General features: G+C 69.8%; 13 protein-coding genes and 1 tRNA gene. 6 read left to right on the top strand and 8 right to left on the bottom strand.

From position 1 onward, the window contains the following. Positions 1-1,647: D-alanyl-D-alanine carboxypeptidase family protein (locus ACFWBW_RS20390; RefSeq protein WP_385374363.1), on the top strand; the 1,647-nt coding region annotated here is incomplete at its 5' end. A gap of 69 nt (positions 1,648-1,716) precedes the next feature. On the opposite strand, the gene ACFWBW_RS20385 is transcribed toward ACFWBW_RS20390, so the two are convergent. Beyond that, complete coding sequence (locus ACFWBW_RS20385) at positions 1,717-2,085, bottom strand: hypothetical protein (protein WP_385374361.1); 369 nt, start codon at positions 2,083-2,085, stop codon at positions 1,717-1,719. Here ACFWBW_RS20385 and ACFWBW_RS20380 point away from each other — a divergent pair. The 3 genes from ACFWBW_RS20380 (at position 2,050) to ACFWBW_RS20370 (ending at position 5,007) form a co-directional block, all read left to right on the top strand. Then, entirely contained in the window at positions 2,050-3,795 is a 1,746-nt protein-coding gene (locus ACFWBW_RS20380) for an MFS transporter (RefSeq protein ID WP_385374359.1), read from the top strand. The two genes, ACFWBW_RS20385 and ACFWBW_RS20380, sit on opposite strands and share 36 nt — an antisense overlap. A gap of 105 nt (positions 3,796-3,900) precedes the next feature. Next, positions 3,901-4,110 (top strand): hypothetical protein, encoded by a 210-nt coding sequence (locus ACFWBW_RS20375; protein WP_385374357.1) that lies wholly within the window; start codon positions 3,901-3,903, stop codon positions 4,108-4,110. 264 nt (positions 4,111-4,374) lie between these two features. Next, entirely contained in the window at positions 4,375-5,007 is a 633-nt protein-coding gene (locus ACFWBW_RS20370) for a sortase domain-bontaining protein (protein ID WP_385374355.1), read from the top strand. Positions 5,008-5,093: 86 nt separating this feature from the next. Here the strand turns inward: ACFWBW_RS20370 and ACFWBW_RS20365 are convergent, their stop codons facing one another. From ACFWBW_RS20365 to ACFWBW_RS20340, 6 genes are all read right to left on the bottom strand, one after another. Further along, positions 5,094-5,447: a hypothetical protein gene (locus ACFWBW_RS20365; RefSeq protein ID WP_385374353.1), complete on the bottom strand. Its 354-nt coding sequence runs from the start codon at positions 5,445-5,447 to the stop codon at positions 5,094-5,096. Between the two features lie 187 nt (positions 5,448-5,634). Further along, positions 5,635-5,707: transfer RNA gene (locus ACFWBW_RS20360), tRNA-Arg, on the bottom strand. Positions 5,708-6,104: 397 nt separating this feature from the next. Further along, positions 6,105-7,580: a hypothetical protein gene (locus ACFWBW_RS20355; protein ID WP_385374351.1), complete on the bottom strand. Its 1,476-nt coding sequence runs from the start codon at positions 7,578-7,580 to the stop codon at positions 6,105-6,107. Then, positions 7,573-8,511: a hypothetical protein gene (locus tag ACFWBW_RS20350; RefSeq protein ID WP_385374349.1), complete on the bottom strand. Its 939-nt coding sequence runs from the start codon at positions 8,509-8,511 to the stop codon at positions 7,573-7,575. The genes ACFWBW_RS20355 and ACFWBW_RS20350 overlap by 8 nt, the downstream gene beginning before the upstream one ends. A 225-nt stretch (positions 8,512-8,736) precedes the next feature. Further along, positions 8,737-9,396, bottom strand: a complete 660-nt coding sequence (locus ACFWBW_RS20345; RefSeq protein WP_385374347.1) for a hypothetical protein — start codon at positions 9,394-9,396, stop codon at positions 8,737-8,739. Between the two features lie 261 nt (positions 9,397-9,657). Then, positions 9,658-10,203 carry a hypothetical protein gene (locus tag ACFWBW_RS20340; RefSeq protein ID WP_385374345.1) on the bottom strand — a complete coding sequence of 182 codons (546 nt, stop codon included), beginning with the start codon at positions 10,201-10,203 and terminating at the stop codon, positions 9,658-9,660. Between the two features lie 388 nt (positions 10,204-10,591). Here ACFWBW_RS20340 and ACFWBW_RS20335 point away from each other — a divergent pair, with 388 nt between their 5' ends. Further along, positions 10,592-10,948, top strand: a complete 357-nt coding sequence (locus tag ACFWBW_RS20335) for a helix-turn-helix domain-containing protein (RefSeq protein WP_385374343.1) — start codon at positions 10,592-10,594, stop codon at positions 10,946-10,948. A gap of 316 nt (positions 10,949-11,264) precedes the next feature. Beyond that, positions 11,265-11,444: a hypothetical protein gene (locus ACFWBW_RS20330; RefSeq protein WP_385374341.1), complete on the top strand. Its 180-nt coding sequence runs from the start codon at positions 11,265-11,267 to the stop codon at positions 11,442-11,444. Here the strand turns inward: ACFWBW_RS20330 and ACFWBW_RS20325 are convergent. Next, positions 11,422-12,636 (bottom strand): MFS transporter, encoded by a 1,215-nt coding sequence (locus tag ACFWBW_RS20325; protein ID WP_385374339.1) that lies wholly within the window; start codon positions 12,634-12,636, stop codon positions 11,422-11,424. The two genes, ACFWBW_RS20330 and ACFWBW_RS20325, sit on opposite strands and share 23 nt — an antisense overlap. Between the last annotated feature and the right edge of the window lie 75 nt (positions 12,637-12,711).

Raw genomic sequence — 12,711 nt, 5'->3', positions numbered from 1 at the left:
GCGAACCCGGGCACGGCCCGGCAGGGCAACAGCACCGCCCAGCCGGGCACGGCGAACCCGGGCACGGCCCGGCAGGGCAACAGCACCGCCCAGCCGGGCACGGCGAACCCGGGCACGGCCCGGCAGGGCAACAGCACCGCCCAGCCCGGCTCCGCCCGGCAGGGCAACAGCACCTTCGTACCGCTGCGGAGCGACGACGTGCCGGCGCGGCCCACCCCGGGCGCGCCCCCGGCCCCCGGTGCTCCGAGGGCCGCGGCCGGCCCAGCGCAGGCGCAGGCTCCGGCTCCGGGGCGGGCTCCGGTACCCGGCGGGGTGCGGCCCCCCGTGCCGTACGAGTCCCCCGAGCGGACCACGCAGCAGCCGCTGCCGCCCAAGCCGCCGCTCGACATGCTGGCGGACCTCACCAACAACCCGCCCCCGCCGCCCAGCGCGGCCCGCACGGCTCTGCGCCGGTTCAAGATCTACGCGCCGATCCTCGTGCTCCTCGCGGTGGTCCTCGCCGTCGTCCAGCTCGTGCGCCCGCTGCCCACGCCGACGCTGAAGGTGACCGCGAACACCTCGTACACCTTCGAGGGCGGCGCCCCGAACCTGCCGTGGCCGAAGGAGGGCCAGGCCTACATGGCCGCGGCCGGCCTCGGCACCGTCGGGTCCTTCGGCGAGCAGAAGCCCGTGGCGATCGGCAGCGTGGCCAAGGCCATGACCGCCTACGTCATCCTCAAGGACTTCCCCATGAAGAAGGGGGAGGAGGGCCGGATGATCCCCGTCGACAAGCAGGCGGTCGAGGACGGCAAGAAGGAGACCGAGGGCGAGTCCACGGTCAACAACCTGAAGGAGGGCGGCAAGATCTCCCAGAAGGACGCCCTCTCCGCGATCATGATCCCGTCCGCCAACAACGTCGCGCGACTGCTCGCGCGCTGGGACGGCGGGCAGGAGGCGTTCGTCCGGAAGATGAACGACACCGCCAAGGAACTCGGCATGACCAACACCACGTACACGGACCCCTCGGGTCTGGACGCGACCACGGTCAGCACCGCCGAGGACCAGGTCAAGCTCGGCCTCAAGATCGTCGAGATGCCGGAGCTGATCGCGATCACGAAGCAGCCGTCGTGGACCGACGCCTCGGGCAAGAAGTGGCGGAACTACAACGACCTGGTTCCGTTCAACGGCTCGCTCGGGATCAAGACCGGCTCCACCACCAAGGCCGGCGGCAACCTGCTCTTCGCCGCCCACAAGCAGGTCGGCAAGACCGACCAGCTGATCGTCGGCGCGGTCCTCGGCCAGCACGGCGTGCCGATCCTCGGCACCGCGATCGAGGCGAGCAAGGACGTCATGATCGCCACGCAGAAGATGCTCAAGGCCGCGCGCGTCATCGAGAAGGGCACGGTCGTCGGCTACGTGGACGACGGACTCGGCACCCGGGTCCCGGTCGTGGCGACCGCCGACGTGGAAGCGGTCGGCTGGCCGACCCTCACCATCTCCACCAAGCTGGCAGACGGCGCCGGCCAGCTCCCGCAGACCGCCAAGGCGGGCTCGGAGATCGGCATGCTGACCGTCGGCGAGGGCGCGAGCCAGGTGAAGGTGCCGGTGGCGCTGCAGAGCGACCTCACCGCACCCGGCATCGGCAAGAAGCTGACGCGCGTCGGCTGAGCCGACGCCGCGCACGAGCGCGGACCGCGGTCCGGCGCCCCGGGGCAACCTGGAGGCGCCGGACCGCGTCTACGAACCGAGGGACGCACCCGAGGTGACCGGAGTGGGGAGTACGTCGGCGTGACCACCGCTGAGCGGCAGGAACAGGGCCAGGATCAGGACCAGGGTCCGGGCCACGGCCATGCCCCGGACCCGGGCCACGGCCATGCCCCGGACCCGGGCCACGGCCATGCCCCGGACCCGGGCCACGGCCATGCCCCGGTCCGGGACGAGGCCCCGAGCCGAGCCGCCGAAGCCCCCGAGGCCCCCCGAGCCCCGAGCCCGCAGGCCGCCCCCGGGCCGGTCCGCAATGCCCTCCTCGGTCACCTCCTCCGCGCCCTCGGCTGGGCCCGCCGGCACCCCGTGGCCGTCGCCACCGCGCTGGCCGGGCTGCTGCACGTGATCTGGTTCTTCGCCGTGGCCAACAGCGGCGGCGACCTGGCCGCGCAGGACGCCTGGGCCGAGTTCGTGGGCCGCCATCCCGACTCCGCGTACAACCTCGCCTGGTACGGCGGCATGCACCCCGTCTCGTACAGCGTGGTCTCGCCCTACGTGATGCACGTGCTCGGCGTCCGCACCACCATGATGATCGCCGGTACGGTCTCGGCCGGGCTGCTCGCGATGATCCTGACCCGCTGCCGGGGCGCCGTCCGCGAGCCGCTGTGGCCCGCCCTGGCCGGGGTGTACGGGCTGCTGTGCAACGCCGTGTCGGGCCGCGTCACCTTCGGTCTCGGCGCGATGTTCGCCCTCGGGGCCGTCGCCGCCGTCTTCTGCTGGCCCCGCAAATGGGCCGAGCGGCGCTGGGCCAAGGCCGCCGTGGCGGCTCCGCTCGCGGCGATCGCCACCGCCTCCAGCCCGGTCGCCGGACTGTTCCTCGGGGTGATCGCGGCCGCGCTGTTCCTGAACGGCCGGCGCCCGGGCGCGTACGCGCTGGGCCTGGCCCCGGCGGCGGTGGTCGGGCTGTCCGCCTGGCTGTTCCCCTTCTCGGGGACCCAGCCGATGAAGCTGATCTCGGCGGCGCTGCCGTTCGCGTGCGCGCTGGCCGCGCTGTTCCTCGTACCGAAGAGCTGGAAATCGGTCCGGACCGCGTCCGCGATCTACGCCTTCGGGGTGGCGCTGACCTGGGCGATCGACTCCCAGGTCGGCTCGAACGTGACCCGGCTGGCGATGCTGTTCGGCGCGGTGGTGCTGCTCGCGGCCCTCCCGTACGCGGCTCCGCGCACGCGCCGCTGGTACGGGCTGCTCCTCGCGCTCACCGGCGTGACCGCCTGGATCACCGTCAACAGCGTCACCGACATCGTCCGCACCACCCCGCTGGCCTCCTGGAGCCGGGAGCTGGCCCCGCTGGTGGACCAGCTCCAGAAGGCGGGCGCCGACCGGGGCCGCGTCGAGGTGGTCCCGGCCAGCAGCCACCGCGAGTCCTCCGCCTTCCCCGCGTACGTGAACCTCGCGCGCGGCTGGAACCGGCAGGCCGACCTAGAGCGCAACCCGGTCTTCTACGACGACACCCTGACGGCCGACAGCTACCGCGAGTGGCTGGAGCGCTGGGGCGTGCACTACGTGGTGCTGCCCGCCGACAAACCCGACGAGGGCGGGCGGGACGAGGCGAAGCTGGTGCGGGAGGGGCTTCCGTACCTCCAGCAGGTGTGGGGCGACGCCAACTGGCAGCTCTTCAAGGTCACGGACCCGACGAACCTGGTCACCGGCCCCGCGACGGTGGTGCGGGCCGGCGCCGACCAGCTGGTCATCGACGTGAAGCAGGCCGGGCGGGTGATGGTGCGCATCCCGCACTCCCCGTGGCTGGGCCTGGTGGACGGCGCGGGCAAGCCGGTGGAGCCGCCGCAGGAGACGGAGGCCTCGAAGGCCGCCGGGAAGGCCGCGCCGAAGGGTGCGGTCGCCCTGCCCAAGGTCTACGCGAACACGGCCGGGTGCCTGTTCAAGGCGGCCTCGGACGGTACCGGGGACGAGTGGACGGAGCTGCTGGCCCCGGCGCCGGGGGAGTACCGGATCGCGGCGAAGTACCAGATCCCGCGGGGCACCCCGTGCCCGGAGGAGCTGCTCTACGAGGTACTGGGGCCGCCGGAGCGCCCGGCACCGCCGAGTCCTTGATCGACCGTTTGTTACGTCCGGTCCGGGTGCGTTGGACCCTTTATATGCATACGATCCCAGTAGTCCGATTGGGTGCCCCGAGTCTTTTTAGGGAGTGACGACGGGATGAGCAAAGAGCAGAAGCAGGACTTCCAGGCGGCTGTCGCGAAGGCCGCGGATGCGACCAACCTGCCCCGCACCGTGCAACACGCGCACGGCTTCTCCGGTCCGGTCCGGAGCAAGATCAAGGGCGGAGCGCACACGAAGGCGGAACTCAAGCGGGCAGGGACCCCGCAGGGCGACCGCATCGGCGAGCGCAGCAGAGGCCTCAGCTGACGGGGGGCCGAGTCCGCCCCCGCCCCCTGTCGTGAAATCGTGATGTCGTGAAGTCGCGGATATGACGATGCGGCCCTTCCGGCCCAGGCCGGAAGGGCCTACTTCTGCTCCTCTTCTGCTCCTCTTCTGCTCCTTCGAGGCCTTAACGGTTTCGCGAGGAGGTGTCCGGCCGGCTGTTACGTTGCCGACGGAAGACCCGGACATGACCCTCGTAACGTCGTGGTCGTCGCCACCGCAGGTGACGCCGACCCGAGGGAAACGATCATGCGCGCCACCGTCCGTACCGCCGCCGTCGCGGCGCTCGCCACCCTCGCCGCCTGCGGCACCCTCACGGCGTGCGGCACCGGCGGCGGGGCCGGCAGCGCCGCCGTTCTGCCGCCGGACCCCAAGGTGGGCAGCACGGCGGCCCCCGCTCCCGCGGGCGAGGCCGCACCCGCCCTCCCGGGGTCGAAGCCGACCGGGATGAAGATCGACGCGGCGGGCGTGGACGCGAAGAAGATGGTCGACCTCGCGGTGGACCCGGCCACGGGCGAGCTCGGCGTACCGGACGCGGACACCGATGCGGACAACCCGGGCTGGTGGACCCAGGGCGTGACCCCGGGCGAGAAGGGGGCGGCCGTCCTCGTCGCGCACTTCGACACGAAGTACGGGCCCGCGGTGATGAAGAACGTCAAGAAGATCAAGCTCGGCGACCTGATCGAGGTGCCGCGCGAGGACGGGAAGACGGCCAGGTTCAAGATCCGCGAGATCGAGGACGTCGACAAGAAGGACTTCCCGACCGACAAGGTCTACGGGGACACCAACCGCCCCGAGCTGCGCCTGCTGACCTGCGGCGGCGAGATCAAGAACGGCCACCGCACGAACAACGTGATCCTCTACGCCGACCTGGTGACCTGATCCCGCACCGACTGCGCCGGTCCACGACACGTCGCGCCTGGCGAACCCGTGGCAGCCCCGTGGCGGACCCGTGTCGGCTTGGGCGCCTACAGCTCCGGCCAAATGCGCGGCTCCGTGTAAGCGTGCCACCCCCGGAAGAACCAGTCGGCCAGATCCGTGAGCCGCTCGATGCATGCGGCGTAGTAGTCCGCCGGCTCCGGGCGAGGGAAGTTGGGGTGTGCCGTCCACGAGGGAACCTCCGTGGCCACTTGGTAGTACCCCTCGGCCAGCCATCGAGGCAGCTCCTCGGCCTCCTGCATGCGTTCACACACAGCGCGCATGGCCTTCTCCAGCTTCGAGAAGCCGGCTTGGTCCCAGACCAGATCGCATCGCAGCCCCAGCAGGAAGCTTCCGGGCTCAGAACGGAACTCGTGCTCCAGGGTCTTCAAAGCTTGGTCCATGGCGGCATGCTGCCAGGCTCGCTTTTCGGCGGCGTCAGCAGGTGATCGAAGACCCGGCCAGTGATGTGCGGGCACCGTAGGGACGGCCTGCTCAAGAGGCGCCCGGTCGGCAGTGACCGCCGTCGCTGATGTCAGACGTAGACGTCAAAGGCCCCCAGCCAAGATCGGCTGGGGGCCTCTGCGCTTGTGCCCTCGGCAGGATTCGAACCTGCGACACCCGCTTTAGGAGAGCGGTGCTCTATCCCCTGAGCTACGAAGGCGGGGGCTTGTCGAAAACCTTGCCGTAAACCCCAGAGGGATCGCACGGGCCGCCTCGACAAACAAGCTGGTCAGATGACGTGCACACACTCGAGCGGAGATGCCCTCGCGGACACTTTCCCGAGCACACGCCTGGGAGTCGTCTGACCGCTGACAGCCTAGCGGATCGTGCTGGGAGTGGTCGCATGGATTGCCCTGGGAGTGGGCCTGAGGCGAAGGCATGGTCGTGACCTGGGGTTTCTGAGTGTCTCGGGTGGTGGGTGGGGTGGCCGGGGGTGCGGCACAGGCATGGGCAGGCTGGTGGAGCGTCCGTTCTGTTCCGCTTGCCCCTGAGGGGCCGCTAACGGAGCGAAGGCCGCGCCCTGGGGTGGGCAGCGGCCTTCGTGGGGTCGAGGGGCGTCAGGCGATGCGGAGCGCCTGTTGGGCGTTGCTGCGGGCTTGGAGGTAAATCTGGTGGCTGGTGGCGTTCTGGGAGAGCGCGAAGCCGAGGACGAAGATCTTCTGGCGATCCACGCCGTAGGCGATCATGCGGCGGTTCCAGAGGCTCTGGTCGAACTGGCTGTGGACGGACTCGGAGTCGGCGCGGTAGGGGTAGAGGAGTTGGTGGGTGAGGCTGGCCTCGGGGATCTGCTGGAGGTATTCGGCTCGGTGGAAGCCGCGTTCACTGTCGCTCTTGATGCGCTTGCCGGTGTCGGCGGAGCGCAGGGTCCGGTCGGCGGGGGTGGTGGTGATGCCGACGGGGACGCGGTAGTCGTGGTCGCCGTGCCGGCAGGGGATCTTGAGGACGTGGTACCAGCGGCTCTTGGAGGCTCCGGCACGGTGCTCGAGTTTGGTGATTGGGAGGGGTTCGAGGATGCGGGTGCCGTCGTCGATGCGGATGCTCTCGGCGATGCGGCCTTGGTCGCACCAGAGCTCGTGGCCGCTCCGGCAGGGGCTGATGCGCTCGTAGAAGACCGGGGCGACGGATCCGTGCTGCTTATTGATGGCCAACAGGCCGGTCCGGGCGAGGGCGTCGCGGTGGACGCCGCGGAAGGCTCCGTCGTAGACGACGCCCATGCAGTGGGGCAGCGCGTCCTTCAGCATGCGGAACTGTCGTACGGCGATGGCCGCTTCGTCTTCGTATTCGCCGCCGGCGACGTGGGCGAAGCTGAGGATGACGCGGGTCCAGTAGCCGGTGTCGCGTCCGGAGGCGAAGAACCACTTGGTGCCGCGTACCCGCTTCTTCTCCTTCTCCCCGTTCTCGTAGTAGATGCGGGCGGCCGGGTCGACGCGGTGGTTTCGGATCAGTCCGGTGTCATCGTCCTTGATCTCCACGGCGCGTGCTTTGGAGGGTGCCTTGGGGACGGTGGCGTCGCCGACGAGGAGCTGTCGGCGTTCGGGGCGGCTCCATACCTTGGGTGCGTCCGAAGGGAACAGCCCCTGGCTCAGGGCTTGCTGGGCGGCGTACCTGCGGAATGCCTCCTCGAGTGCGTCGGCGGCCGGCACGAGGAGGTTGTTCAGGGCGTCCTGGTATTGCCCGCGGGAGGGTGCGGTGAGGGGCAGGGCGGCCGCTGCCCTGCGGCCCAGGTGGCGGCGGATGCTCGCCCGTACACTGCGCCAGTCCTGGGGGGACGCCAGGAGTCCTGTGGTGGAGCGCTTGGACTTCGTCACCGGGGTGAGGGCGGCCATGATCAGGTAGACGATGCCCGGGTACTCGCGGGGGCATCCGACGGCGTTCGGTGGGGGCAGGAGTTCCGCCATCTCGTATAGGAGCGGGTAGTCGAGGCAGTCGCGGACGCGCTCCGCGATGCTGCGCTGGTCTTGGTCGGTGAGCTGGCGTTTGCGGTTCGGGCGTTCGGGCTGGGGCTTGGGGGTTCCGAAGACGTCGTCAGGCACGGGGCGGACCTCCGTCGGTGTAGGCGGGGTCGGTCTGCCAGTCGTAGCCGACGATGGAGGCGGCCCTGTCCAGGGATCGGATCCCGAGCCTTCGGGCGGATTCCTCGATGCGGCCGGTCACTTCGAAGGTCTCGACGGCGGCACGGGTGGTGACGGAAGCCGGGGTGACGTCGGGTTCCCCGTCGAGGCCGATCCTGCGCAGCAGATCGCGGAGCGCGACGCACGTGCGCGATTGCAGGGCCGGATCGGGTGCCGGGGTGCAGGACACTGCGAGGCGCGCGGTGCTCTTGTCCGGGTGCTGAGCGAGGACGTGGCGGGCTCGATCGGCCAGTACGTGGCGGCTCCAGGCGTCCAGCCGGCACCAGCGGGGGTCGTATTTGCGCGCTCCGTGCATCCAGACGCGGCTGTGCGGCAGGTCGAGGTCGGCCACGACGCTGTGCCCGATCTCGCCGCTGTGCCCGCCGGCCAGGGCGAGGGCCGCCGCGGCTGCGTGCCGGGTCGGCCGGGCCGCGTATGCGGCGTGGTGGCGCAGCAATACGGCCTCATCTTCGGTGAGAGGGCGGGAACCTTCGTAGGTGCGGGCGGGCAGGACGATGTTGCGTGTCGGATCCTGGTCGCTCAGCCCGAGCTCGTGCAGTGTGCGGAAGGCGGTCCGCAAGACGCTTCGGCGGCCCCGACGGGTAGCTACCGCCGAGTCCGAGACGTGGCCGTGGCGGCTCCGGCCCTTGGCGTTGACGAAGTCCTCGGCGATGCCATCGGTGACGTCCGAGACGAGCAGTACGCCTCGTGCAGTGGCGTTCCGTTCGAACCTCTTGATGAGGAGACCGAACTTGTCGAAGGTCTGCTCGGACATCTCGTCGAGGGCGGTCATCTCCCGCCACGCGTCGATGACGAGGTCGATGGCATGGATCAGAGACAGGTCGCTTCCCATGATGACGGTCCTTCTGAGGGTCGGGGAGAGCAGTTCGACCCCTCCCCCGACCCTCTGACTGGGAAGATTCGAATGATTCATTTTGTTCCATACTTGCACCATCACGGTGGGCATGTGTGATCTCCGCTGCAACCCGGCGTGGGCGAATGGATGAGGACGTGCCGAAGAGACCCCGGGCGGGACGGCCCGGGGCGTCATTCGGTGTGGTGGGGCGAGCGGGCCTGACTAGGCGCGGGCCGCCGGCCCCCGGAGCGTGCTCACGAGGGTCCCGTACGCCCGCATGGCCGCCACGAAGGTGTCGTCGGGCAGCGCCATGGTCGCTTCGACCGAGCTGAGGAACAGGCCGGATGCCGGAGTGGTGGGGTGCGGAGGTGCGGGAACGGCGTCCGGGAGATGGACCGTGCCGTCCTCGGCGACGTGGACGATCAGGGCGTAGTCGAGCCAGTCCACGAGGTAGAGCCCGCGTTCGCGCGACGCCGCCGCCAGCCCTTGGCCCAGCTCTTTGGCGAGCGTCGTCCTCTCCTTCGGCCCTTGCCGCAGGAGGCGCTTGGCTGCCTTGGTGAACCAGGCGGACCGCCAGTGATCGCGCAGGAAAAGCCGGGCGCGTGCAGAGTCCTCAGATCGGAGGCGCGTCAGCTGAAGGCCGGCAGCGGTGACGGAAAGGGATCCGTGGTGGGTCTCCAGCAGGCCGGCTTGACGAAGAAACCCCTGCGAATTGGAGACGTTGGAGGCGCTGAGATCCAGCTTGTCGGCGATCACTTTGGTCGAGATGGCCAGCCGGTCGTCGCCGCCCAGTTGGGCGACCGCATCGACCACCTGTAGCTGGCGCTGGGTGGTCATTCCGGAGGTGGGCATGATGTTGCGGGCCTCGTTCGCGGCACTCATCGAACACTCCCCTGGGTGTGCTGGAGCGTCTGACTGCCGTCGGCCCCTGCGGGCCTGTGGTGCATGAATGCGTTCGATGGCATGGTGTGGGCCCTCATTGGTGATCAAGTGCTGAATGCACAAAATTCCCGAGGGCCGGGTGGGCCGCTACTCCATGGCCTAGCCTGGAGGCGGCGCGTGGGCCCTCAGCTGACGTGTCACGGCGTCGCCAGGGTCTTTCCCACCCGGGCGGCGCCTTTTCTGTGTGAGAGGCGATGGTCTCTACGTACGCGGCTCCTTGGTGGCCAGCCGGTAGACCCCGCGGCCGACAATGAGGATCTTCCCCTTGGCTCGCAGATTGCTGGCACAGTTGGTGAGTTGTCGAGCGGTCACTTCCGGACGCTCCAGCTGAGCTCGGGCGACGATCTTGGATGTCGGCGTATCCAGGCCGTCCGCGAGTGCCTCGAGGACCAGGTCTGTGAAGGACTTCGGCCCCGTATTGACGTCGGAGGCGGGGGTGTCGGGACCGGCCCTCTGCGGGCCTGCGGGATCCGGGCGCCCACCTGGCTCCGTCGGCGGCGTTGAGGTGGGCTCCACCCCCAAGAACTCTTCTGCCTGGCGAACCGTGTCGCTTACCGCCGACAGTCGTACGTCAGCGGACAGGAGGGATCGCTCCGCTTCTTCGAAGCGACGCTGAACGTCGGCCATCTCTTGCCGTATCTCAGCCAGCACGCCTGTCGCGATGACCCATTTGGCGTGCTCGCCGGCCTGGATCTCGCGCAGGTGTCCAACGAGGGGGTGCACGGACCCCTCACCTGTTGTGGTCATGCACCGCCCCCTCTGGTGATCCATCCACAAGCTAGCGAGCCTTCGCGCGCACCGCAGGCAAACGCAGAGATGCGAGCGCGCGGATTCTCGGGAGGTTCGACACAACTGCGCTGTGCGCGCGCAGTGTTGTGTGCATTGACTCTTAAGACTTGCAACCTGCCTCAGGTCTTGGTGCAGCCCAGGAGGCGTGCCGGGGCGGCGCATTGCGCGCGAACGGCAGCCGAGTGGCGCGTGCGGGATCGTCCGGTGTCCTCGCCTGCCGACATGGAGCGCTCCTGAACCCTGGAATGTGCTGCACGGGCGATGCCTGGACCCCTACTCTGATCCTTACATGCAACACCCGAGAGGTCTCCGTGACGGGATCCGAGACAAGGGAAGGGTCGGCCCCATGGGTACGTGGGATGATCTCGGCATGCCCCGGAGCAGCAACGACAAGCAGCCGCGCGACTACGTCGTGGACGGCGCTTGGCCCAATGCCGCTCTCGCTCCCGAGGCGCCGGTCAGCGCCTACTACGGCCAGGCCTTGTCCAGGAACCTCGCCAGGGCCATGTCCTCCACCGGGCATACTCTGCGCAGCCTCGCGGCAGCGACCGGCCTGACGCATTCGACGATCAGCAGGGTGCTCAACGGCAGGGTCATGCCGGACTCGGGCACGCTCGCCCGCTTGGAAGCGTCCTTCGGTTTTCAGGTCTGGCCCGGGCCGGCGGCGTTGCCGCCCGCGCCACCCGTGCCGCCCGAGTCCTGAACTCGTCGGCTGCCCACCCGTTCGGTCTGCCCGGAGTGCGTTGCGCTCCCGGCGGGCCATTCTTTTTCTTGTGGATATGTATGCACCAAGAGCGCGCCGTGAGGTGTACCTCGTGTGCCTTGATGAGCGCCACCGGCTGGGCCTGGTCCAGTACTCGCCCGGGCTCATGAGCCTGCCCATGGATGCGTGCGCTGAGGGCGAGTCGTACAGAGCGGCTGCATGCCGGCTCGCTGCCGACTCGGCTTTCCGCTTCGGCGGGACGGTGGCCCGACTCGCGGATGTCTCGCCCGCTGATGGCGCACGCCGGAAGGTGCGCTTGTTCACAGCGCACGTCGAAGGTGCCCCCTGGGCAACGCAGTTGTGGGTTCCGTGGCGCCAGGCACTCGCCGAGGTCGCGCACCTCGCAATCCCGGAGTTCGAGCTGTTCCTGGAGGGCTACATCGAGGGCTGGATCCCGGACGGCTGGATCACACTCACCCCGGATGCCCGTCGCTGACCGGGTGTGGTTTCGCCCCTGAAGCAACGGCGAGAACCGTTGCGAGGAGCGAGGCGCCCGCGAGGGCTGCGAAGAGGGTGGGGTAGCCGCCGAGGGTGCCGGCGAGGGCGGCTCCTGCCCAGGGAGCCAGTGCTGCGGCGATGTGGGCCGGAGCGCCGAGGAGGGCGGAGAGGTGGCCGTAGTGGGTGGTGCCCCAGCGGTCGGTGACGGCGGTGGCCTGCAGGAGGGTGAGGTTGCCGCGGACGATTCCTGCCAGGATCGAGAGAGCGACCAGCAGGGGGATCGGGCCCGGGGCGAAGGCCAGTGATGCCGTCGTTGCGGCGCCGAGGGCTATGAGGGTGGCGGTGCGGGTGGTGACGGACGTACGTGTGGCGAGGGATGCGTAGAGGGTGCGGCCCAGCGTCTGGCCTGCACCGCCGAGTCCGAGTGCCCAGGCGGCTTGGGTTGGGGTGGCGCCGCGTTCGGTGAGGAGGGGGATCAGGCCCATGACGACGGCGTACATGGCGAAGCCGGAGAGGGTGAAGGCCACGGCCAGCAGGATGAAGGGGCGGCTGCGGGGGATGGGCGTGGTGCCGTCCCTGGTGGGTGGCTGCGGTGGGGCGGCTGGCCAGGGGGCGCGTAGGGCCAGGGCGTGTGCGGGGATCGTGACGGCGGCGAGGATCACCGCGAGGACGGCGTACGTGGCGCGCCAGCTCAGGTGCTCCGCGAGGACTGCGGTGAGCGGCGCGAAGACGGTGGAGGCGAGGCCGCCGGCGAGGGTGACGATGGTCAGGGCGCGGATGCGGTCGGGACCCCACCAGCGGGTGAGGGCGGCGAAGGCGGGCGGGTAGAAGGTGGCGGCCATGGTCAGACCAGCGAGCACCCAACCCAGGGTGAAGACGGCCAGGTTGGGGGCTGCCGCGATCACGAGGAGCGCGAGGGTGCCGAGGACCGAGCCCGCGGTCATCACCGCGCGCGGTCCTCGGCGGTCGAGGATGCGGCCGATGGGGATGCCGGCGACCGCCGAGACGAGGAGCGCGAGGGAGAAGGCGGCTGTCGCGGCGTTGGTGGACCAGTCGGTGTCGGCCGTCAGGCGCGGGAGCAGGACGGGGAAGGCGTAGTAGACGATGCCCCAGCTGGTGATCTGTGTGGCGCACAGGGCGGGCAGCGCGGCGCGGGGGGGGGGGGGGAGGAGGGGGCCCCAGCACTGCAAACAACCGTGTCACTAGCTCCACCCCTCTTACCATCTCCTACCCCAACGAAAAGGAAGACGGCATAGGCGTTGACA

Source organism: Streptomyces sp. NPDC059957 (assembly GCF_042730015.1).
GTDB lineage: Bacteria > Actinomycetota > Actinomycetes > Streptomycetales > Streptomycetaceae > Streptomyces.
The sequence above is the reverse complement of the archived record's forward strand: the minus strand, read 5'-3'. Positions and strand labels throughout refer to the sequence as shown.

Bases quoted from the DNA above. Each gene is read 5' to 3' on its own strand.
- ACFWBW_RS20375 (WP_385374357.1), top strand. From the start codon at position 3,901: ATGAGCAAAGAGCAGAAGCAGGACTTCCAGGCGGCTGTCGCGAAGGCC.
- ACFWBW_RS20370 (WP_385374355.1), top strand. From the start codon at position 4,375: ATGCGCGCCACCGTCCGTACCGCCGCCGTCGCGGCGCTCGCCACCCTC.
- ACFWBW_RS20365 (WP_385374353.1), bottom strand. From the start codon at position 5,447: ATGGACCAAGCTTTGAAGACCCTGGAGCACGAGTTCCGTTCTGAGCCC.
- ACFWBW_RS20350 (WP_385374349.1), bottom strand. From the start codon at position 8,511: ATGGGAAGCGACCTGTCTCTGATCCATGCCATCGACCTCGTCATCGAC.
- ACFWBW_RS20345 (WP_385374347.1), bottom strand. From the start codon at position 9,396: ATGAGTGCCGCGAACGAGGCCCGCAACATCATGCCCACCTCCGGAATG.
- ACFWBW_RS20340 (WP_385374345.1), bottom strand. From the start codon at position 10,203: ATGACCACAACAGGTGAGGGGTCCGTGCACCCCCTCGTTGGACACCTG.
- ACFWBW_RS20335 (WP_385374343.1), top strand. From the start codon at position 10,592: ATGGGTACGTGGGATGATCTCGGCATGCCCCGGAGCAGCAACGACAAG.